Source organism: Streptomyces sp. NBC_01275, from assembly GCF_026340655.1.
Lineage (GTDB): Bacteria > Actinomycetota > Actinomycetes > Streptomycetales > Streptomycetaceae > Streptomyces.
This window is the reverse complement of sequence record NZ_JAPEOZ010000001.1, coordinates 4,039,294-4,059,270: the sequence shown is the minus strand read 5'-3', so window position 1 is coordinate 4,059,270 and position 19,977 is coordinate 4,039,294. Positions and strand designations below refer to the sequence as shown.

Sequence of the window (19,977 nt, the reverse complement as noted above, 5' to 3'; positions counted from 1 at the left end):
GTGTACGGACACGCCGGGCACGCTGAGATGGGCGGGGCACCCCGTACCTGAACCACGGGGTGGCCCGCCCGGATGGCAGATTGTGCCACATGGGCATAGCCTGCCGATGTGATCAGCTCCACCTCCACCCACTCCTCGACTTCGCTGACCGAGCGGCGCAAAGCGGCGACCCGGATGGAGATCGCGAGAGCGGCGGCGGGCCTCTTCGTGAGCCGTGGCCTCAAGGCCACCCGCGCCGAGGACATCGCCCACGCCGCGGGCATCGCCCCCCGCACCTTCTACCGGTACTTCGCCACCAAGGAGGAGGCCGTCGCCCCGCTCTACGCCGCGGGCGCCCAGCGCTGGGCGGAGGCGGTCCGCGAGGCCCCGGCCGAACTGCCCCTGCCGGACGCCCTGGAACACGCGCTACGGCACACCCTCACGCCCGGCCTCGGAGTGTCGGCCGCGTCCTGGGAATGGGTCCGCACCCTGATCCGCCTGGCCCAGACCAGCCCGGCCCTGGGCAAGGTCTGGGCGGAGGTCTGCCATACGTCGGAGCACACGCTCACGGAGGTGCTGGCGGAACGGGCGGGGCGGGTAGGGCGGGAGGGGGCGTCCTCGGAGACCTCGGCGGAGACTCCGGCCCCCGACAACGTTGCCGCGCCGGCTGTCCCCACCATCCCCCCTGACCCCGACCGGCGCTTCACCGCGGCGGTCGCCAGCGCCGTCGTCCGGGTCGCCGTGGAGAGCTGGGCCTCGACCGACCTCCCGCCCACCGGTCCGAACGGCCCGGCCGAACTGGCACTGCGCAACCTCGGTGCGCTGCGGGGGATTTCCTGGGGCGAGGGCGAGGGCGAGGGCGAGAAGGCGGAGGGGGCGGAGGGGGCAGCGGGGTGACTCACCTCACCCACCTCCCGCCCGACTCAACCTCCCGCCCAACTCCCGTACGCACTGCACCAGTTCACCGGGCCCCCGGACCGAGAACTCGCACCCCAGCATCGCCAGCCGTACCGCCACCCACTCCACCGGATGGGTGATCGACGCCCGCAGGCTGGACCGGGCCCCGCCGTCGCTCGCCGGGTCGCCCCCCGGATCGCCCCCCGGGTCGTCCGCCGGCTGCCCGAGCCAAGCGGGCAGCCGCGCCCCGACGAACTCCGCCGACGCCTCGAAGACGACGTCGAGCTCGTACTCGTATGCCTCCGGCTGTCGGCGGATCGACCGGCGCAGGTATTCCGCCGCGCTCCCCGTCGGCAGCTCCCGCGGAGCGAACCGCGCGCCGGTCGCGAACGGGTCCGCCACCCGGTCGACGCGGAACGTCCGCCAGTCGGCGCGGTCGAGGTCGTACGCCACGAGGTACCACCGCTGGCCCGTCGACACGAGCTGGTGCGGCTCGGTCAGCCGGCGCGACTCCGTGCCGTCCTTCGCCCGGTAGGCGAACCGCAACCGTTCCTGTCCGGCCACCGCCGAGGCGATGGCGGTCAGCGTCTCGGGTGCGATGCTCGCTCCGTCTCCGCTGGTCAGCGGGGTGGTCGCGGCCTGGAGCGTGGAGACGCGGTGGCGCAGTCGGGCCGGCAGCACCTGCTCCAGCTTGGCCAGCGCCCGCACCGACGCCTCGTCCACGCCCTCCAGCGCATGCCCGGCCCCCGCGCGCAGGCCGACCGCGATCGCCACCGCCTCCTCGTCGTCGAGCACGAGCGGCGGCATCGCCTTGCCCGCGACCAGCCGGTACCCGCCGTCCGAGCCCTTGGTCGCCTGGACGGGATACCCCAGCTCCCGCAGCCGGTCGATGTCCCGGCGGACCGTACGGCGGGACACGCCGAGCCGCTCGGAGAGCTCGCCGCCGGGCCATTCGCGGGGCGTCTGGAGGAGGGAGAGGAGCTGCAGCAGCCGTGCCGGAGTGTCCGTCGTCATGGACCCGAGGATGCCGTAGAAGTAGGACATGATCTGACCTATTGCGGTCCTACTGTCCTCTCATGACCTCCAACGAGACCACGCCCGTCCCCGAGGCGACGCCCACCGCCCATGGGAAGGCCCGTCCCGACGCGGCGCCGGGCGACCTGGGTGACCGCCGTCGCTGGTTCGCGCTCGCGATCGTGATGACCGCGGCCTTCATGGACCTCGTCGACGTCACGATCGTCAACATCGCCATCCCCTCCATCCAGCAGGACGCGGGCGCCTCCGTCGGCCAGATCCAGTGGATCACCGCCGGCTACGCGCTGGCCTTCGCCGCCGGGCTCATCACCGGCGGCCGGCTCGGCGACATCCACGGCCGCAAGCGGCTCTTCCTCGTCGGCATCGGCGGCTTCACCCTCGCCTCCGCGCTGTGCGGCTTCGCCGCGAACCCGGAGATGCTGGTCGCCTCCCGCATCCTGCAGGGCGGCATGGCGGCGATGATGGTCCCGCAGGTGCTGTCGATCGTGCACGCCACCTTCCCGGCGCACGAGCGGGGCAAGGTGTTCGGGCTGTTCGGCGCGATCGTCGGGCTCGGCGCGGTCTCCGGCCCGCTGCTGGGCGCCCTGCTCACCGAGTGGGACCTCTTCGGCCTCGCCTGGCGGCCGATCTTCCTGATCAACCTGCCGGTCGGCGTCGTCGGCCTGATCCTCGGCGCCCGCTTCATCACCGAGTCGAAGGCCCCGCGCGCCCTGAGGCTGGACCTCGTCGGCGTCGCCCTGGTCACCCTCGGCCTGTTCATGCTGCTCTACCCGCTCACCCGCGGCCGTGAGCTGGGCTGGCCGCTGTGGGGGTACGCGTCCATGGTCGGCGCGCTCGGCGTCTTCGGGGCGCTGGTGGTGTACGAGCGGCGCAAGGGCGCACGGGACGGCTCGCCGCTGATCGAGCTCTCCCTCTTCCGGGTGAAGAGCTTCGCGGCCGGCATCGCCGTGCAGACCGTCTTCGGCGTCGGCCTCGGCGTGTTCTTCCTGGTCTGGACGCTGTACATGCAGATCGGCCTGGGCTGGAGCCCGCTGCACGCCGGTCTGACCGGGGTCCCCTTCTCCCTCGCCGTCTCCACGGCCGCCGGGCTCTCCGTCCAGAAGCTGGTCCCGCGCTTCGGGCGCAAGGTGCTCCAGGCGGGCGCGCTGCTGATGGGGCTCGGCGTCCTGCTCTACATCGGGGAGTCCGAGCGCTACGGCCTCGGCATCGCCTCCTGGCAGATGGCGCTTCCGCTGGTCGTGATGGGCGTCGGCATGGGCCTGATCGTGGCCCCGCTGACGGACGCGGTGCTGTCGGAGGTCCCGCGTGAGCACGCCGGTTCGGCGTCCGGGCTGATCAACACCGTGCAGCAGATGGGCAACGCGCTGGGCCTCGGCCTGGTGTCCGTGGTCTTCTTCGGCGTGATCGGCGACCGGCTGCGGTCCGCCGAGGTGGGGCCGGCCTTCGTGAACGCCTTCCAGCACGCCCTGGTCTGGGTGGCGCTGCTGATGGCCGCCATCTTCCTGCTGATGTTCGCCCTGCCGAAGCGACCGGCCCAGCATGTGGAGGGCGCGGGCGAGGGGCTCGACGAAGGGCGACTGACGGAGAAGAAGGCACCGGAACTCGTTTCCTGAGTGCTGTGAGTGCTGTGAGTGCTGTGAGTGCTGTGAGTGCTGTGAGCGCCGTGAGTGCCCTGAGTGCCCTGAGCCCGTCTCCCCGTCCCGGCGCGCGTCCGTCTCCACGAGGGCGCGCGCCCGTTTGTGCCCACATCGCGTCCGAACCTGTTTACTTTCCGGAAATCCGGGCGTAGCCTCCGACTGAAACCAGCAGAAACAACAGGTTCGGGCATCAGTCGGAGGCGAACGGACATGTATGCACCGGAGCGGCAGCAGGAGATCCTCCGGCTCGCCCGTGACGGCGGCCGGGTAGACGTGCTGTCCCTCGCCGAGGAGTTCCAGGTCACCGCGGAGACCATCCGCCGCGACCTGAAGGCCCTGGACCGCGCGGGCCTTCTGCGGCGGGTGCACGGCGGCGCCATCCCGGCCGGCCGCCTCGACTTCGAGCCGGACCTCGCCGAACGCGAGGGCGCCTCCGCCGACGAGAAGGACCGCATCGCCAAGGCGGCGCTCACCGAACTGCCGTCCGAGGGCACGCTGATCCTCGACGCCGGCACGACGGTCGCCCGCCTCGCCGCCGCCATCCCGCTGGAGGCGACGCTCACCGTCGTCACCCACAGCCTGCCCATCGCGGCCCGCCTCGCGGACCACCCCGGCATCCAGCTCCACCTCGTCGGGGGGCGCGTACGGCACCGTACGCGCGCCGCCGTCGACGCCTGGGCGCTGCGCGCGTACGGCGAGATCCGCGCCGACGTCCTGTTCGTCGCCGCCAACGGCTTCTCCGCCGAACACGGGCTGACCACCCCGGACCTCGCCGAGGCCGCGGTGAAGCGGGCGGCGATGGCGGCCGCCCGCCGGGTGGTGCTGCTCGCCGACTCCTCCAAGCACGGCCAGGAGCACTTCGCCCGCTTCGGAGACCTGGGCGACGTGGACCTGCTGATCACCGACAACGGGCTGAGCCCCGACGACGCGGCCGCCATCGAGCAGGGCGGCCCGGAAGTAGTGCGCGCATGAACAGCAGGACGAGCACGAGCAGGGCCGGCACGAGCAGGGCGAGCATGATCCTCACCGTCACCCCCAACCCCTCCCTGGACCGTACCTACGAGGTCCCCTCGCTCGACCGCGGCGAGGTCATCCGGGCCACCGGCGAGCGCATGGACCCGGGCGGCAAGGGCGTGAACGTCTCGCGTGCCGTGGCGGCCGCCGGCCGGCGCACGGTCGCCGTCCTGCCGCTGGGCGGTGCGCCGGGAGCGCTGGTCGCCGACCTGCTCGACGCGCAGGGCATCGAGGTCGCGCCGGTCCCGGTCGCCGGAGCCACCCGCTCGAACATCGCGCTCGCGGAGTCCGACGGAGTCCTCACGAAGATCAACGCACCAGGCCCCGAACTCTCCGCCGCCGAGCAGGAACTGCTCCTGGAGACGGTGCGCGAGCAGTCCCGCGACGCCGACTGGATCGCCTGCTGCGGCAGCCTGCCCCGGGGCCTCGCGCCGTCCTGGTACGCCGAGGTCGTCGCCCGGGCGCACGCCGGGGGCGCACGCATCGCCCTCGACACCTCCGGGCGCGCCCTGCTCGAAGCGCTGCGCGAGCGGCCCGACGTGGTGAAGCCCAACGCCGAGGAACTCGCCGAAGCCGTCGGACGCCCCCTGGCGACGGTGGGCGACGCGGTGAAGGCCGCCGAGGAACTGCGCGGGATGGGCGCCCGCGCCGTGCTCGCCAGCCTGGGCGCCGACGGGCAGCTGCTCGTGGAGGACACGGGCATCTGGTTCGCGAGCGCGCGCGTCGACGTCGTACGCAGCAATGTGGGAGCGGGCGACTCCTCGCTCGCCGGCTTCCTCATCGCCGGCGGCAGCGGTCCGGCGGCACTCGCCTCGGCCGTCGCCCACGGCGCGGCAGCCGTCCAGCTGCCCGGCAGTGTGATGCCGACCCCGGCCGACCTGGACCCGGCGGCGGTGACGGTCACGGCGGAGGTGCCGGTGGACCGCGAACTGAAGGAGCCGGTGTCATGACATCCCTTCTGTTACCGGGAGCCCTCGTCTCTCCCCGCCCCACCCTCACCCCCACTCCCGTCCCCACCCTCACCCTCGCCCACCTCGAACCCCGGGCGATACGCGTGCGAAGGAGCCCGCGATGAGCGACATGATCACCGCGGACCTGGTCGATCTCGACCTGTCCGCCCCAACGAAGGAAGCGGCGGCGCGATCCCTCGCCGAGCGCATGGCGGCCCTGGGCCGGGTGACCGACCTGGAGGGCTTCCTCGCCGACGTGGCCGCCCGCGAGGCCCAGATGCCGACCGGCCTCGACGGCGGCATCGGCATCCCGCACTGCCGCAGCGCCCACGTCACCGAGCCGACGCTCGCCTTCGGGCGCAGCGCCGAGGGCATCGACTTCGGCGCTGCGGACGGCCCCGCCGACCTGATCTTCCTGATCGCCGCTCCGGCCGGCGCCGACGACGCCCATCTGACGATCCTGTCGTCGCTGGCCCGCCAGCTGATGAACGCCGAGTTCACCGACGCACTGCGGTCGGCCGGCGACGCGGCGGCAGCGGCCGCGCTGATCCGCGGCGACGAGGCGCCGGCGGCAGCGCCAGCGGGTGCTTCCGGGGGAGCCTCCGAAGACTCCGTGGCGGTGTCGGCGGCGGCCTCCGCCGACACCGCCACGGCAACCGCCCCGGGTCCGGGTCCGGGTATGGGTCCGGGTATGGGTGCGGGTGCGGGTGCGGGTACGACCGACACGTCCGCCGCATCTGGCAAGGCCGCGTCCGCCGAGGCCGAGCGCCCGTTCCGGATCGTCGCCGTCACCTCCTGCCCCACCGGCATCGCCCACACCTACATGGCGGCCGAGTCCCTGGAGAACGCCGGCCGCGAGGCGGGCGTCGAACTGACCGTCGAGACGCAGGGCTCGGCCGGCTTCACCCGGCTCGACCCGGCCGTCGTCGCCGCCGCGGACGGCGTGATCTTCGCCCACGACGTCCCCGTGCGCGACAAGGACCGCTTCGCCGGCAAGCCCACCGTCGACGTCGGCGTGAAGGCGGGCATCAACCGTCCCGCCGAGCTGATCACCGAGGTGCGCGGGAAGGCCGCGCGCGGCGAGGTGAGCGCCGGAGCGCGCGCAGGCGCGGGCACCCCGGTGGAACGCGCCGGCGACTCCACCGAGGGCTACGGCAGCAAGCTCCGTACGTGGCTGATGTCCGGCGTCAGCTACATGGTCCCGTTCGTTGCCGCGGGCGGTCTGCTCATCGCCCTCGGCTTCGCCATCGGCGGCTACAAGATCAACAAGGCGCCGTCGGTCATGGACCACTTCGTGTGGACCCAGACCGACAGCTGGGCCGCCCTGCTCTTCCAGATCGGCGTCGTCTCCTTCGGCTTCCTGGTCCCGGTCCTGGCCGGCTACATCGCCTACGGCATGGCGGACCGCCCCGGTCTCGTCCCGGGCTTCGTCGGCGGCGCGATCTCCGTCACCATCAACGCGGGCTTCCTCGGCGGCCTGGCCGCCGGTCTGATCGCCGGTGGCGTGGTGCTGTCGATCCAGCGGGTGAAGATCCCGGCGTCGGTGCGCGGCATCATGCCGGTGGTGGTGATCCCGCTGATCTCCTCGGCGATCGTCGGATTCCTGATGTTCGTCGTCATCGGCAAGCCCATCGCCTCCGCGCAGAAGGGCCTGACCGACTGGCTCAACGGCCTCACCGGCTCCAACGCCGTCCTCCTCGGCGCCCTGCTCGGCCTGATGATGTGCTTCGACCTCGGCGGCCCGGTCAACAAGGTCGCGTACACCTTCGCCACCGCCGGCATCGCGGTCGCCAGCCCCAGCGACTCCGCGATGAAGATCATGGCCGCGGTGATGGCGGCCGGCATGGTCCCGCCGCTGGCGATGGCCCTGGCCACCACCGTGCGCGGCAAGCTCTTCACCGAGACCGAGCGCGAGAACGGCAAGGCCGCCTGGGTCCTGGGCGCGTCCTTCATCTCCGAGGGCGCGATCCCGTTCGCCGCGGCCGACCCGCTGCGCGTGATCCCCTCCTCGATGGTGGGCGGCGCGATCACCGGCGCCCTGTCGATGGCCTTCGGCGCCACCCTGCGCGCCCCGCACGGCGGCATCTTCGTGGTCCCGCTGATCGGCAACCCGTTCCTCTACCTGGTCGCCATCGCGGCGGGCGTGTGCGTCACGACGGCCCTGGTCGTCGTCCTCAAGGGCCTGCGCAAGCCGGCTCCCGGGACGGCGGTCTCCGGAGCGCCGGAGGGCATGGCCACGGCGACGGCGGAGGCCAAGCAGCCCGTCGCGGCCTGAGGTCTGTCAGAGCCACGACCTGAGGGATGTCAGATATGTCACGGTCCGGGACTTCCGTCCCGGACCGTGCTGTCGTGTCTACTGGAACGCATGCCTGAGCTCTTCACGATTCCTCAGCTGACGGTCCTGACCGTCCTCGGCACGGCGTCCGTCGGCTGGCTGCTGTGGATGACCCGCATCCTGCGCCGCAACCGCTCCGCCGCCGCCCGCACCGCCCTCCCGTACCGACGTCGGACAGGCCCCCACCAGGAGGCCGTCGAGCTGACCCCCGCGGAACAGGACGCCTTCACCGGCCTCGTACGCCGCCTCGACGACGTCACCTGAACACCCCCGGGCGGGCCTACGCCCCCTGCGCTGCCCCCGCGGCCCGCGACCCCCACGCCTTACGACAGCTGCGGCCTACGACACCTGCGCCGCCCGCCGCTCCATCGCCTCCCGTGCCTCCGCCTCCGACGGATACACCTCGCACATGTGCCGTCCGTCGGGCGTCGCCGTGTGCTCGACCTCCCACAGGGAGATCTCCTGGCCGTCGCCCAGCAGGAACGCGTGCTCGTAGAGCGAGAAGCCCAGACCGATCCGCCCCGCGCGGCACGGCCGCCCGAAGGCCTGGGTGATCTGGTGCGCGAACGCCGTCGCCAGCAGCGCCGCCGTGTCCGGGTCCGGCCCGTCGGAGTTCTCCGCGCGGCGCAGGAGCCGACGCGCATGGTCCGCCGAGTCGTCCGGAACGTACACATGCCGCGGTGCGCGGACCGGGGACAGCTGCACCATCACCGGCAGCTCGAAGTCCGGCGTGTCCGGCGGCAGCGGCAGCCGGGCCGTGGCGGCGCGCAGCTCCTCCTCGTCGACGTACACCTCGTGCTGCGGCTCGCTGCCCGGCGTGGCGTTGTGCACGAGCTCCCACAGGGTGAGCGCACAGCCGTCGGCGAGCAGCCAGGTGTGTCGGTACGTCTCCCGGTGCAGGCCCGCGCTGTGGTGCGCGGAGTGCAGGGAACTGTCATGCGCCAGCGCGCAGTCGAGCCGCCGTACGGTGTCGTCGGGCAGCTCGAACGAGTTCAGGGCACGACCGAGGAGTCGCGCGAGGTGCTCCTCCGGAGACTCGGGCGACTCGGCTGGTTCGTACGCTGCCGTCTCGTACGGAACGCTCAAGGTTTCTCCCGGCGTTGCTGCATGTCACCTTGTGGGTGCATACCGTAGCCCCTCGGTCGGACATCATGTCCGGGAACCGAGAAAACGTACGCCGGGAAAACGCGCGGACCGCACGGAAAGTTCCCGCACGGCCCGACGATCTGTCAGAAACCGCCGGTCAGCGGCCGGTTCCATCGAAACACCTGCTTCTGTCAAGCAGGTCGGGCGACCTCTGGGGGAGGCCCTGGGCGGCGCTACCCGACGCTACCCGGCGCTCCCGGCGGTCCACTCCGCCCACGGCAGGTTCCACCCGTTGAGTCCGTTGTCCGGGGACACCGTCTTGTCGGGGGAGTTCTTGACGATCACCACGTCGCCGATCAGCGAGTGGTCGTAGAACCACTTGGCGGGCGTGTCGCCCTGCGCGCCCTGCACGTCCGCGAGCCCGACGCAACCGTGGCTGGTGCCCTCGCGACCGAACGGCGGATTGCCCTTGTTGTACCAGTAGTTGCCGTGGATGAAGGTGCCGGACTGCGTCAACCGCATCGCGTGCGGCACATCCGGGATGTCGTACTCCCCGCCCAGACCGACCGTCTGGCTGTTCATCCGGGTCTGCGTGAACTTCTCGGAGATCACCATCTGCCCGTTGTACGTGGTGTGCTGCGCGCTGCCCGACGAGATCGGCACCGTCTTCAGGGTCTGCCCGTCCCGCACCACCGTCATGGTCTGCGTGTTCACGTCGACCGTGGAGACCTGCGACCGCCCGATGGTGAAGCTGACGGTCTTCTCCTGGACGCCGAAGACGCCGTTCGCGCCCTCCACACCGTCCAGGTCGATCTTCATCGTGACCTTGGAGCCGGCCTTCCAGTACTCCTCGGGCCGGAAGTCGAGCCGCTGCGCCCCGAACCAGTGCCCGACCACCTGCTGACCGCTGCTGGAGGTGACCGAGATGTGCGACTGCACGGCCTTCTTGTCGCCGATCACCTTGTCGAAGGTGAACGACACCGGCATCCCCACACCCACCGTCGTACCGTTGTCCGGGGTGTACGTCCCGATGAAGCTGTTGGCCGAAGAGACCGTGGTGAAGATGGAGTTGGCGGCGGCGGTCTTGCCGCTCGCATCCTTCGCGGTCGCCGATATCTGGTACTTCGTCCCGCGCTCCAGCTGCTCCTTCGGCTTCCAGACGCTGCCGTTCGCGGATATCGCGCCCGGCACGGCCTGCCCCGACCCGGCGACCGTCATCTTCACGTCGGTCAGCGTGCCGTCGCTGACCTTCACGCCGGTCGCGTTGATCGACGCGCCCGTCGAGCCGTCCTTCGCCGAGATGACGATCTTCGCGGAGGACGTCTTGGCGGTGCTCTTGCCGCCCTTGGCGTCGTCGCTCTTGGCGTTGGCGCTCCCGCCGCAAGCGGTCAGGGTCAGGGCGCCGACCGCCAGAACGGCACAGGCTCCCAGTGCGCGGCGCGCTGCTTTGTCCGGCGTTGTCACGGGCTGCTCCAGCTTCATGTGATGGGCGTGGTTCGCTGCAGTACGTGGAGAAGGAGGGCCCCGACACCCGCCGAGGTTCCCCGCAGCCCCCGCGAACGCCATGACGTGACAGAACCGGGACAATCACCCACGCCCTGGCGTCACTTCCGCCTCGATCACGTGACTCGGGCGGCGACGGTCCGCGCACAGTCCAGGGACCCGTGCGCGAGGTGTCCACCTCCAGGTCGTAGCCCCCCCGGTGGACCGTCTCCGCCTGCGAGGCGGCCATTCCCAGGATCCGATCCCCGCGGGCGACCTCGCGGCCCGCGGCGACCGCGCCCTCGCACCTGACGCCGACCCACAACACGTCCAGCCCACCGAGAACCTGCCGCCACCCCTCCTGAGACCTCGCTCCGCCGAGGAAGACGTCGTCGACGACGACCCGGGCGCCCGCACGGGCCATCGCGGCGACCCCTTCCATCCACGCCGCCTGAAGCTCCCGGAACTCCGATCCGATGTTCACGCCGCCGTCCGCGGCGAACTCGATCCCCGCGTCCGACGGCCGCAGGGAAGCCGGCAGCGCCTCCACCAGCGAGTCGATCGCGGCGGCAAGCCACGGATCCGGCAGCACCGCCTGCAGACACCGGACGATCCCGGACTTGCCCGAGCTGGACCCGCCGTTCAACACGATCACCTGAGCCGTCACCAGGTCACGGTAGAAGCGACCGCCACGGCGCTCGAAACGGTTTTCGCGGCCCGGCCCGACGCGACCCGACTGCGGGGGACGCCGTGGCTTACAGAGACGCCGTGACATACGGGGACGCCGTGGAACCCCTGTTGCTCGGCGCTCCTGCGCCCGCACACTTGTCCGTGTGACTGACCGGCTCCTGTTCGTGGGGTACGTGGCTGTGGTCGTCGGGGCGGCGTGTGGAGTGGTGGAGTGGCGGTCCTCCGGCGCCGACGCCCAGGAGAGCCGGGCGAGGTCTTCTGGGTGGTCGGCCCGGGGGAATGACGCTGGGGCGTCAACCATGCACCCGCCCCTCTCCACCGCCCCCGTACAACTCCGAGTAGGACGGCCACGCCCCGCCCGGTCCGTCCACCGGCTCCGCGGCGCGTACGGCTCGTACGATCGCGCGGGTCACCATGTCCGCGCCCGCGGCGAGGATGTCGTTCAGGGCGAGCGGGTGCTCACGGTCGAGCGGGCGCTCACCCGTGGCCAGGGCGAACACGGTGTCCCCGTCGTTGAGCAGGTGCACCGGCCGTACGGCACGCGCGATGCCGTCGTGCGCCGTGCCCGCCAGCTTCTGAGCCTGCGCCTTCGACAGGTCCGCGTCGGTGGCGACCACCGCCAGGGTCGTGTTCAGCGGGGGAAGCGGGTTCTTCGCGGCGGCCTCGGCGATGCGCCGGCGCGCGGCCTCGTGCACCCGCGCCTCCGGGTACTCGACGCGCCCCTGGAACAACTCCCCGTAGAGCACGCCCGTCTCGGGATCCGTCACCGACCCCGCCGCGTTGGCCACCACCAGCGCGGCCACCGTTACCCCCGAGTCCAAGACGACGGAGGCGCTGCCCACCCCGCCCTTCATCGCCCCGGCCACCGTGCCCGTCCCGGCGCCCACGCACCCCTGCCGCACCCGCGCACCGAACTCGGTCGCCGCGGCCGCCTCGACCGCGGCCCGGCCGGTGGCCGCGTCCGGGCGGGCCCGGAAGTCGCCGCCCCGCCCCAGGTCGAATACGCAGGCAGCGGGCACCACCGGCACGACGTGCGCCGGATCGGGCCCGACCCGCACCCCGCGCCGCTGCTCCTCCAGCCAGGCCATCACACCGGACGCCGCGTCGAGCCCGTAGGCGCTGCCGCCGGTCAGCACGATCGCCTCGACCCGCTGCACCACGTTGCGCGGATCCAGGGCGTCGGTCTCCTTCGTGCCGGGGCCGCCGCCGCGCACGTCCACCGCAGCCACCGCCCCACCCTCGGGGGCGAGCACGACCGTGGTGCCGGTGAGCCAACCGTCGCCGGTGCGGGTGGCGTGTCCCACCCGGAGGCCGGCGACGTCCGTCAGAGCGTCAACTGTCATGCCGGCCAGTCTCGCCCAGTCCGCACCGCGCACGGTGGGTGTCACACCGCCGCGCTCGAAGTCCGCGCCGCGCCCTCCCGTGCGGCGGCGCGCGCCGTCAGCGTCACCCCGGTCGCCACCGCCAGCGCCGACACCAGGCCGGCCGCGAGGACCGCCCAGCCGCCCAGGAAGGTGCAGCAGACCACCAGCAGCGCGGTGACCGGCAGCACCGCCTGCTGGGCAGGGCCCACCTTGTAGTGGCGGGCGTGCAGCGCCCAGACGGCGATCAGGTACAGCGCCGTCGGCAGGGTCACGGCGGCCGACGCGGCGAGCGTCGAGATCGAGGCCTGACCCACCGCCTGCTCGACCGCCACCTCCAGACCCGCCCCGATCGCCGCCGCCGAGGCGAAGACGACGTAGTGGCCGTAGCCCCACAGGAACGCCTGCCTGCTGGAGCGCAGATGACCGTGGATGGGCACCACGAAGTAGATCCACCAGGCCGCGAAGATGGTCAACAGGCCGCCCGCAGCGATCGGCAGCACCTTGCCCAACTCGTCGTTCTCGTCGAAGCCCGACTTCACGGCGACCGTGGCCGCGGCGATCGTCTCGCCCAGCACGATGATGGTGAACAGCCCGTAGCGCTCCGAGATGTGATGCGGATGCCAGGAGGTCGGATGATCCTTCTCCGCGTACAGCGGCACGCACATCTCCAACAGCGCCATCACCAAGAACAGCCACAGCCTGCCGTCCTCGGGCAGGAGCAGCAGCCCCAGCCAGCCGACCTGGCATATCAGCACCCCGCCCACGTACCGCAGCGCCATCGTCCGCTCCGCGCCCTCGGCCGACCACGCGACCCGCAGCCACTGCGAGCTCAACGCGAACCTCATGATCGCGTAGCCCAACCAGACGGCCACGAACTCGTGGTCCTCGAACGCCCGGGAGACCCCCGCCGCGAGGATCAGGACGCCGGCGATCTGCAGCAGCGTGACGAGCCGGTACAGGATGTCGTCGTTGTCGTACGCCGAGGCGAACCAGGTGAAGTTCATCCAGGCCCACCAGATGGCGAAGAAGACCATCGCGTAGTTGAGGATTCCCTCGCCCGCGTGGGACTCGGCCACGGCGTGCACCAGTTGGACGCCCGCCTGGGCGATGGCCACGACGAAGCACAGGTCGAAGAAGAGCTCGAGCGGCGAGGCGACCCGATGCGCCTCGCCCGGCCCGCGCGCGGTGAGCCTGCGCAGCGGTGCGGTGGAGTCGTGGCTGGACGTCATGGGCCCCAGCACAACAGATAACCGCCGGAAAATCGCGCTGACCGTACCCTGGAGGCATGAGCACCCCTGCCGCCGCCCCCGACCCGCGTGACCCGAACGAGCCACGTGAGCCGCGTGGGCCGAAAGCCGCGCTGATCTTCGACGACCCGCTGGACCAGCAGTCCTCGGACGACACGGACCGCGGGTGGGGCGAGCGACCGGGCGCGTCCGCCGACAGCGCGGCCGACCTCAAGCGCTTCCTCGACGAGAAGCCGCCCCACCACCTCTGAACCCCGCGGGCCCCACCCAGCCGAACCCCGCGGGCCCCGCGCAGCACCGCCCGCAGGGCCGCTCCGAGCAGCGCCTTCGCCGCGCGCCGGGCACCGGGCAGTCCCGCTAGCGCCCGTCGTGCCCGGAGCCGCGCTGGGCGATCAGCGCGTCGCGGATCTCCTTCAGGACCTCCAGCTCGGTCACCTCGATGACCTCCTGCGTGCCCTCCTTCGCCTTCCTGCGTGCCTCCTGCTTCGCCAGGTACTTCGACATGGGCAGCACCATCAGGAAGTAGACGACCGCCGCGGTGATCACGAAGGTGAGGGTGGCGCTGAGGACGGAGCCCCACAGAATCGGCACGCCGCTCGTCACCGTGCCGTCCGCCGCGACCTTGCACGGGTCCTTCAGACACGAGCTGTAGTTGTCGAGGTTCTTGGTGCCGAACGCCCCGACCAGCGGGTTGATCAGTCCCTTCACCACCGAGTTGACGATGTTCGTGAAGGCCGCGCCGATCACCACCGCGACTGCCAGATCGACGACGTTCCCGCGCATCAGGAAGGCCTTGAAGCCCTGCCAGAGGCTCGGATCCTTCTTCTTCTCGCTCACCTCGGGGACACTCCTCATTTTTACGGGTTGTGGAACGAACAGCTCCGCAACCTACGTCAAGATGAGGCCAGCGTGTCCAATTCCGTAGCTCGAACGAGGGGCTTGACAGCAATCCGCGCAGCACGCGGACGATGAGATTCACCACAGGGTCACCGTCAGCCGGGCCGTTGCGCTCGCGCCCGCCAGACGGGCCGCGGTGGACGGGGGCACCGACAGCACGACCAGCGCGCCGCCGTCACCCCCACCGACTGCCGACAGCGGCTCCGGCACCTTCGACACGCGAGCCCCGTGCGCCACGACACGGGCTTCTCCGTCCCCCACCGCCGGCTGCTCGGCGGCGATGACGTCGACCCGGTCGCCGGGCCGTAGGAGTCGTACGGTCTCCGCGTCCGCGATCCGTACCGGGGCCGCCACCGTCCGGGCGGCGGGGCGCCCGGGGGCGGGGGCGTTCGCCGCATGCTGTGCGCAGGTGTGCGCGCCGCTGTCCGGATGCCCGCGCGCGGGACCGCTGTTCCCCGGTCCCCCCGCCACGAGCGCGGCGGCGGTGACAGCGAGGCCCAGCGCGAGGGCCCGCCGACGGTTGCGTACCAGCCGGTGCAGCCCGTACCACCCGCCTCGGACCCGCACGGGGGCGAACTGCGGCACCTCGCACCGCGGAGGGACGGGGAGAGCGGAGGGAGGACGAAGGGACAACGGGATCACCACCTGCGACGAGGGACCGGCCTGCGAAGCCGCGATGATCCACGATGAGCCTTTCCGCCGCCGCCCGCCGGAGCTGGTGGACAGACCCGCGGCTGTGGACAACTCGCTCACCCGAACGATGAGTTCCACCCCGCCGAGGCACTGCCCATGCCTAGCCGACGCCTCGCCGACGCCTCGCCGACGCCCCGTCGCGCCGCGCTACGGCAGCTCGAACCCCGGGTTCAGCCCGCCCAGCGCGTTCGTGCACAGGCAGTCCCGCTCTCCGGTCGAGGGCAGCGCGGCCACCGCGTCGAACAGCACGTCCCGCAGCCGGTCCACGTTGGACGCGAACACCCGCAGCACCTCCTCGTGCGACACGCCCTCCCCGGACTCCGCGCCCGCGTCGAGGTCGGTGACCAGGGTCAACGACGTGTAGCAGAGCTCGAGTTCACGGGCGAGCGCCGCCTCCGGATGGCCCGTCATGCCCACCACCGACCAGCCCTGCGCCTGATGCCACAACGATTCGGCACGGGTGGAGAACCGCGGCCCCTCGATCACGACCAGCGTCCCGCCGTCCACCGGCTCCCACTCCCGGCCGCGCGCCGCCTTCAGAGCCGCCGCGCGCCCGGTGGGGCAGTAGGGGTCGGCCAGGGACACGTGCACCACGTTGGGCACCGTGCCGTCGGGCAGGGGCAGCCCGTCGAAGTACGTCCCCACCCGCGACTTCGTACGGTCGACCAGCTGGTCCGGCACCAGCAGCGTGCCCGGCCCGTACTCGGGGCGCAGGCCTCCCACGGCGCACGGGCCCAGGACCTGGCGCACTCCGACCGAGCGCAGGGCCCACAGGTTGGCCCGGTAGTTGATCCGGTGGGGCGGCAGATGGTGTCCACGTCCGTGCCGGGGCAGGAAGGCCACCCGTCGGCCGGCGATCTCGCCGAGGAAGAGGGAGTCGCTGGGCGACCCGTACGGGGTGTCCACCTGGATCTCGGTCACGTTGTCGAGGAACGAGTAGAAGCCCGAGCCGCCGATTACGCCGATCTCTGCGTTCGCCATGCCCCGCACAGTAGCTGGCACCGAAAACACGCGGGACCGTCCCCGGAGAGGCAGGAAAGAGCCGGACACGCCGAAGACCCCTCCGCCGTACGACAGAGGGGTCCCTTAAGCAATAAGGGTTACGCGGCGGAGCTGCTGCTGGACGAGGAGCCCGTGCTCGACGACTTCGACTTCGAGTCCGAGGACGACGTCGACGAGGTGGAGGGCTTCGAGTCCGAGGACTTCGACTCCGAGGACGACTTCGACGTGGCCGGCGAGCTGCTCGACGAGGAGCCGCGGCTGTCGTTGCGGTAGAAACCGGAGCCCTTGAAGACGATGCCGACCGCGGAGAACACCTTCTTGAGGCGGCCACCGCAGTTGGGGCACTCGGTCAGGGCGTCGTCGGTGAACTTCTGCACCGCCTCGAGGCCCTCGCCGCACTCGGTGCACTGGTACTGGTAGGTCGGCACTTGTCTTCCTCCTGGCACTCTCACTCAATGAGTGCTAACGACGGTCCATACTGACGCATTCCCCGGGATCAGTCCACTGTCACCGGCACGCGGTGACCGACGCCACGTGCGACAGTACGGCCGCGGGGGCGCGCCGCGAGCTGTGAACGCAGCGCCAACAGGGTGCCCAGGGCCAACAGGGTGCCGCCCATCGGCACCAGGAACCCGGCGCCGCCCCAGAAGCGGTCCTCCAGCTGCCCGGCTACCGTCACGGCCACCGCCTGCCCTAGCGCCACCGCGCCGGTCAGCCAGGTGAACGCCTCGGTGCGCGCCCCGGCCGGGACCAGCCCCTCGACCAGTGTGTAGCCGGTGATCAGGGCGGGCGCGATGCACATGCCGACCAGGAGGCCGAGGCCGGCCAGCACGAGCACCGAGTGCGCGGCCCACAGGCCGGAGGCGGTCAGCGCCAGTGCGGCGTACCCGACGACCAGGCGCTGCTGCGGGGCGGCCTTCCAGGCGACGGCGCCGCAGACCAGGCCGGAGAGCATGTTGCCGGCGGCGAATGTGCCGTACAGGACGCCGTTCAGGCCGGGCTCGCCGATCGACTCGGTGAACGCGGCCAGCGACACCTGCATGCCGCCGAAGACGGAACCGATGCCCAGGAAGGTCACGATCAGCACGCGCACGCCGGGGACGCTCAATGCCGAGGCGTGCTCCACGCGCGCGTGCCCGGCGAGGTGGACCTGGGGCTGGGTGCTCTTCTGCGCGGCGAACAGCAGACCGCCCACCAGGGTGAGCGCGGCCTCCGTCACCAGGCCGGCGGCCGGGTTCACGGCAGTGCACAGGGCGGTCGCCAGCAGGGGGCCGAAGACGAAGGTGAGCTCGTCGGTGACGGACTCGAAGGCGGCCGCGGTGGTCAGCAGAGGCGAGTCCTTCAGCGTCACACCCCAGCGGGCGCGCACCATGGGCCCGATCTGCGGGACCGAGGCGCCCGTGGGCGCGGCGGCCGCGAACAGCGCCCACAGGGGAGCGTGGGACAGCGCGAGCGCGGTCAGGGTGAGGCCCGACAGGGTGTGCACGAGAACGCCCGGGATCAGCACCGCGCGCTGCCCGTAGCGGTCGGCGAGACGGCCGCTGTAGGGCGCGCACAGCGCCATGGAGACGCCGGTGACCGCCGCGGCGGCGCCCGCCGCCCCGTACGAGCCGGTGGTGTGCTGGACGAGCAGCACGATGGAGATGGTGAGCATCGCGAACGGCTGGCGTGCCGCGAAGCCGGGCAGCAGGAACGTCCATGCGCCGCGGGTGCGCAGCAGCTGTCCGTATCCGATGGAGACCGTGGATGCCACGGCCCGTGCCTTTCTGCCGCCTGGTAGCGCGACCCCACTGTGCGGGCGAGGGGCGCCGAGAGCTGTCCTCTTGCGCTACTGCGGTAGATACCGGCGTCACTGAGGAAGCGTTCCGGCCGCCATACGGTCGCGCCAGCTCTGCGTCAGGCAGAGTTGGTTCGATCAAGGTGCGCCTTCATCGTACAGGGGTCGATGTCCGCCGTACCTGTGAAAATGAGCACCACGGAGCTGATGGCCTCCGATTGGCTGGGGTGTGAACGGTGCGAAACGCGCACTTAACGTGCGCCCCGTCCGCCCGTGCCCAGCCAGCCGGCCAGCTTGCCGCCGTGGCCCACGGCCCGCAGGCGCTGTTCGGCCGCGTCGCGGACGGGGTCGGTGGCGACGACGAGGAGTTCGTCGCCGTGCCGCAGCACCGTCGTCGGCAGCGGAACGAACGATTTTCCTTCCCGTACGACGAGGGTGACGGCGGCCCCGGCCGGCAGGCGCAGCTCGTTGACCTCGACGCCGTGCATCTTGGAGCCCTCGGGGATCGCGACGGACAGCAGATGCCCGCGCAGTCTCTCCAGCGGCGCCGACTCGACTCCGAGGTCGGCGGCCTCGGAGTCCTCGCCCAGGCGCAGCTTGCGGGCGAGCCAGGGCAGCGTCGGGCCCTGGATCAGCGTGTAGACGACGACCAGGACGAAGACGATGTTGAAGATGCGGCGGCTGCCGACCACGCCGCTCACCATGGGGATCGTCGCCAGGATGATGGGCACGGCGCCGCGCAGCCCGGCCCAGGACATCAGCGTCTGCTCCTGCCAGGGCACCCGGAACGGCGTCAGGCACAGCACCACGCTCAGCGGACGGGCCACCATGGTCAGCACCAGGCCGATGACCAGCGCGGGCCACACGTCGTCGCCCAGCTCGTGCGGGGTGACCAACAGGCCGAGCAGGACGAACATGCCGATCTGGGCGATCCAGCCGAGCCCGTCGGCGAACCCGCGTGTGGCGGGCCAGTGCGGCAGCTTCGCGTTGCCCATGACCATCGAGGCGAGGTAGACGCCCAGGAAGCCGCTGCCGTGCGCCAGCGCGCCCGCCGCGTACGCCGTGAGCGCGATCGCCATGACGGCGATCGGGTAGAGGCCGGAGGCGGGCAGGGCGACGTGCCGCAGCCCCCAGGAGCCCAGCCAGCCCACCGCGAGGCCGATGGCCGCGCCGATGGCCAGCTCCAGCGCTATCTCGCCCAGCAGCACGTACCAGTGCTCCACGGGGCCCGCCGTGGAGAAGGCGACCACCAGGATGACCACCGGGGCGTCGTTGAAGCCCGACTCGGCCTCCAGCGTGCCCGTCACGCGCGTGGGGAGGGGGATCTTGCGCAGGACGGAGAAGACCGCCGCCGCGTCCGTCGAGGACACCACCGCGCCGATGATCAGCGCCTGCCGCCACTCCAGTCCCGTCACGTAATGCGCGCCCGCGGCCGTGACGCCGACGCTCACCGCGACCCCGGCCAGCGCCAGCACGGAGGCGGACGGCAGGACCGGCTGGATCTCCTTCCACTTCGTGCCGAGGCCGCCCTCGGCGAGGATCACGACCAGGGCGGCGTAGCCGATGACCTGGGTCATCTCGGCATTGTCGAAGTGGATGTCGCCGATGCCGTCCTGGCCCATGAGGACGCCGATGCCCAGGTACACGAGCAGGCTGGGGAGCCCGCTGCGCGAGGAGATCCGGACCGCTGCGACGGCGACGAGCAGGACGAGCGAGCAGACGAGCAGAAGCTGGTTGAGGTGGTGGACGGTCAGGGGCTGTTCCCTTCCACGGCGCGCGTCACGCGCGCGGGCGCACAGGTACATCGGACACGAAGCGGGGCGCTTCTGTACCCAACTACTTCGTTACCTTACCTAACTCTTGACGATTTCTTGACGCATGGCGAGGCAAGA

The 19,977-nt window shown here is 71.6% G+C and carries 18 protein-coding genes and 1 pseudogene; 7 read left to right on the top strand and 12 right to left on the bottom strand.

Annotation, left to right across the window (positions count from 1 at the left end):
- The first annotated feature begins 174 nt into the window (after nucleotides 1–174).
- Nucleotides 175–876: a TetR/AcrR family transcriptional regulator gene (locus tag OG562_RS17725; RefSeq protein WP_266409356.1), complete on the top strand. Its 702-nt coding sequence runs from the start codon at nucleotides 175–177 to the stop codon at nucleotides 874–876.
- A gap of 6 nt (nucleotides 877–882) precedes the next feature.
- Here the strand turns inward: OG562_RS17725 and OG562_RS17720 are convergent, their stop codons facing one another.
- Nucleotides 883–1,890: a YafY family protein gene (locus OG562_RS17720; protein ID WP_266409355.1), complete on the bottom strand. Its 1,008-nt coding sequence runs from the start codon at nucleotides 1,888–1,890 to the stop codon at nucleotides 883–885.
- A 185-nt stretch (nucleotides 1,891–2,075) separates the two neighbouring features.
- On the opposite strand from OG562_RS17720, the gene OG562_RS17715 reads away from it, so the two are divergent.
- From OG562_RS17715 to OG562_RS17695, 5 genes are all read left to right on the top strand, one after another.
- Nucleotides 2,076–3,524 (top strand): MFS transporter, encoded by a 1,449-nt coding sequence (locus OG562_RS17715; protein WP_266409352.1) that lies wholly within the window; start codon nucleotides 2,076–2,078, stop codon nucleotides 3,522–3,524.
- A gap of 234 nt (nucleotides 3,525–3,758) precedes the next feature.
- Nucleotides 3,759–4,520, top strand: coding sequence for a DeoR/GlpR family DNA-binding transcription regulator (locus tag OG562_RS17710; protein WP_266398729.1), 762 nt, complete (start codon nucleotides 3,759–3,761; stop codon nucleotides 4,518–4,520).
- 44 nt (nucleotides 4,521–4,564) lie between these two features.
- On the top strand, nucleotides 4,565–5,512 hold the full coding sequence (gene pfkB, locus OG562_RS17705) for a 1-phosphofructokinase (RefSeq protein WP_266409349.1): 948 nt from the start codon (nucleotides 4,565–4,567) through the stop codon (nucleotides 5,510–5,512).
- Between the two features lie 121 nt (nucleotides 5,513–5,633).
- A complete protein-coding gene (locus OG562_RS17700) occupies nucleotides 5,634–7,787 on the top strand; it encodes a fructose-specific PTS transporter subunit EIIC (RefSeq protein ID WP_266398727.1) in 2,154 nt (717 codons plus the stop codon).
- 90 nt (nucleotides 7,788–7,877) lie between these two features.
- Nucleotides 7,878–8,111 carry a hypothetical protein gene (locus OG562_RS17695; RefSeq protein ID WP_266398725.1) on the top strand — a complete coding sequence of 78 codons (234 nt, stop codon included), beginning with the start codon at nucleotides 7,878–7,880 and terminating at the stop codon, nucleotides 8,109–8,111.
- A gap of 75 nt (nucleotides 8,112–8,186) precedes the next feature.
- Here the strand turns inward: OG562_RS17695 and OG562_RS17690 are convergent, their stop codons facing one another.
- The 5 genes and pseudogenes from OG562_RS17690 to OG562_RS17670 all read right to left on the bottom strand — a co-directional run bounded on the left by OG562_RS17690 (nucleotide 8,187) and on the right by OG562_RS17670 (nucleotide 13,698).
- Entirely contained in the window at nucleotides 8,187–8,933 is a 747-nt protein-coding gene (locus OG562_RS17690) for a DUF6227 family protein (protein WP_266398724.1), read from the bottom strand.
- 243 nt (nucleotides 8,934–9,176) lie between these two features.
- Nucleotides 9,177–10,397 (bottom strand): Ig-like domain-containing protein, encoded by a 1,221-nt coding sequence (locus tag OG562_RS17685; RefSeq protein ID WP_266398722.1) that lies wholly within the window; start codon nucleotides 10,395–10,397, stop codon nucleotides 9,177–9,179.
- A 155-nt stretch (nucleotides 10,398–10,552) separates the two neighbouring features.
- Nucleotides 10,553–11,070: pseudogene (gene cpt, locus OG562_RS17680) on the bottom strand (chloramphenicol phosphotransferase CPT).
- Nucleotides 11,071–11,398: 328 nt separating this feature from the next.
- Nucleotides 11,399–12,448 (bottom strand): P1 family peptidase, encoded by a 1,050-nt coding sequence (locus tag OG562_RS17675; RefSeq protein WP_266398720.1) that lies wholly within the window; start codon nucleotides 12,446–12,448, stop codon nucleotides 11,399–11,401.
- A gap of 41 nt (nucleotides 12,449–12,489) precedes the next feature.
- Nucleotides 12,490–13,698: a low temperature requirement protein A gene (locus OG562_RS17670; RefSeq protein WP_266398718.1), complete on the bottom strand. Its 1,209-nt coding sequence runs from the start codon at nucleotides 13,696–13,698 to the stop codon at nucleotides 12,490–12,492.
- A 56-nt stretch (nucleotides 13,699–13,754) separates the two neighbouring features.
- Here OG562_RS17670 and OG562_RS17665 point away from each other — a divergent pair, with 56 nt between their 5' ends.
- Nucleotides 13,755–13,967 carry a hypothetical protein gene (locus OG562_RS17665; RefSeq protein WP_266398716.1) on the top strand — a complete coding sequence of 71 codons (213 nt, stop codon included), beginning with the start codon at nucleotides 13,755–13,757 and terminating at the stop codon, nucleotides 13,965–13,967.
- 106 nt (nucleotides 13,968–14,073) lie between these two features.
- On the opposite strand, the gene mscL is transcribed toward OG562_RS17665, so the two are convergent.
- The 6 genes from mscL to OG562_RS17635 all read right to left on the bottom strand — a co-directional run bounded on the left by mscL (nucleotide 14,074) and on the right by OG562_RS17635 (nucleotide 19,890).
- Nucleotides 14,074–14,553 carry a large conductance mechanosensitive channel protein MscL gene (mscL, locus tag OG562_RS17660; protein WP_266398713.1) on the bottom strand — a complete coding sequence of 160 codons (480 nt, stop codon included), beginning with the start codon at nucleotides 14,551–14,553 and terminating at the stop codon, nucleotides 14,074–14,076.
- A 138-nt stretch (nucleotides 14,554–14,691) separates the two neighbouring features.
- Nucleotides 14,692–15,258, bottom strand: coding sequence for a hypothetical protein (locus OG562_RS17655; protein WP_266409348.1), 567 nt, complete (start codon nucleotides 15,256–15,258; stop codon nucleotides 14,692–14,694).
- Nucleotides 15,259–15,453: 195 nt separating this feature from the next.
- Nucleotides 15,454–16,287: an S-methyl-5'-thioadenosine phosphorylase gene (locus OG562_RS17650; protein ID WP_266398710.1), complete on the bottom strand. Its 834-nt coding sequence runs from the start codon at nucleotides 16,285–16,287 to the stop codon at nucleotides 15,454–15,456.
- A 119-nt stretch (nucleotides 16,288–16,406) separates the two neighbouring features.
- Nucleotides 16,407–16,736 (bottom strand): FmdB family zinc ribbon protein, encoded by a 330-nt coding sequence (locus tag OG562_RS17645; protein WP_266398708.1) that lies wholly within the window; start codon nucleotides 16,734–16,736, stop codon nucleotides 16,407–16,409.
- 68 nt (nucleotides 16,737–16,804) lie between these two features.
- Nucleotides 16,805–18,061 carry an MFS transporter gene (locus tag OG562_RS17640; RefSeq protein WP_266398707.1) on the bottom strand — a complete coding sequence of 419 codons (1,257 nt, stop codon included), beginning with the start codon at nucleotides 18,059–18,061 and terminating at the stop codon, nucleotides 16,805–16,807.
- 275 nt (nucleotides 18,062–18,336) lie between these two features.
- Nucleotides 18,337–19,890 (bottom strand): potassium/proton antiporter, encoded by a 1,554-nt coding sequence (locus tag OG562_RS17635; protein ID WP_266398705.1) that lies wholly within the window; start codon nucleotides 19,888–19,890, stop codon nucleotides 18,337–18,339.
- Between the last annotated feature and the right edge of the window lie 87 nt (nucleotides 19,891–19,977).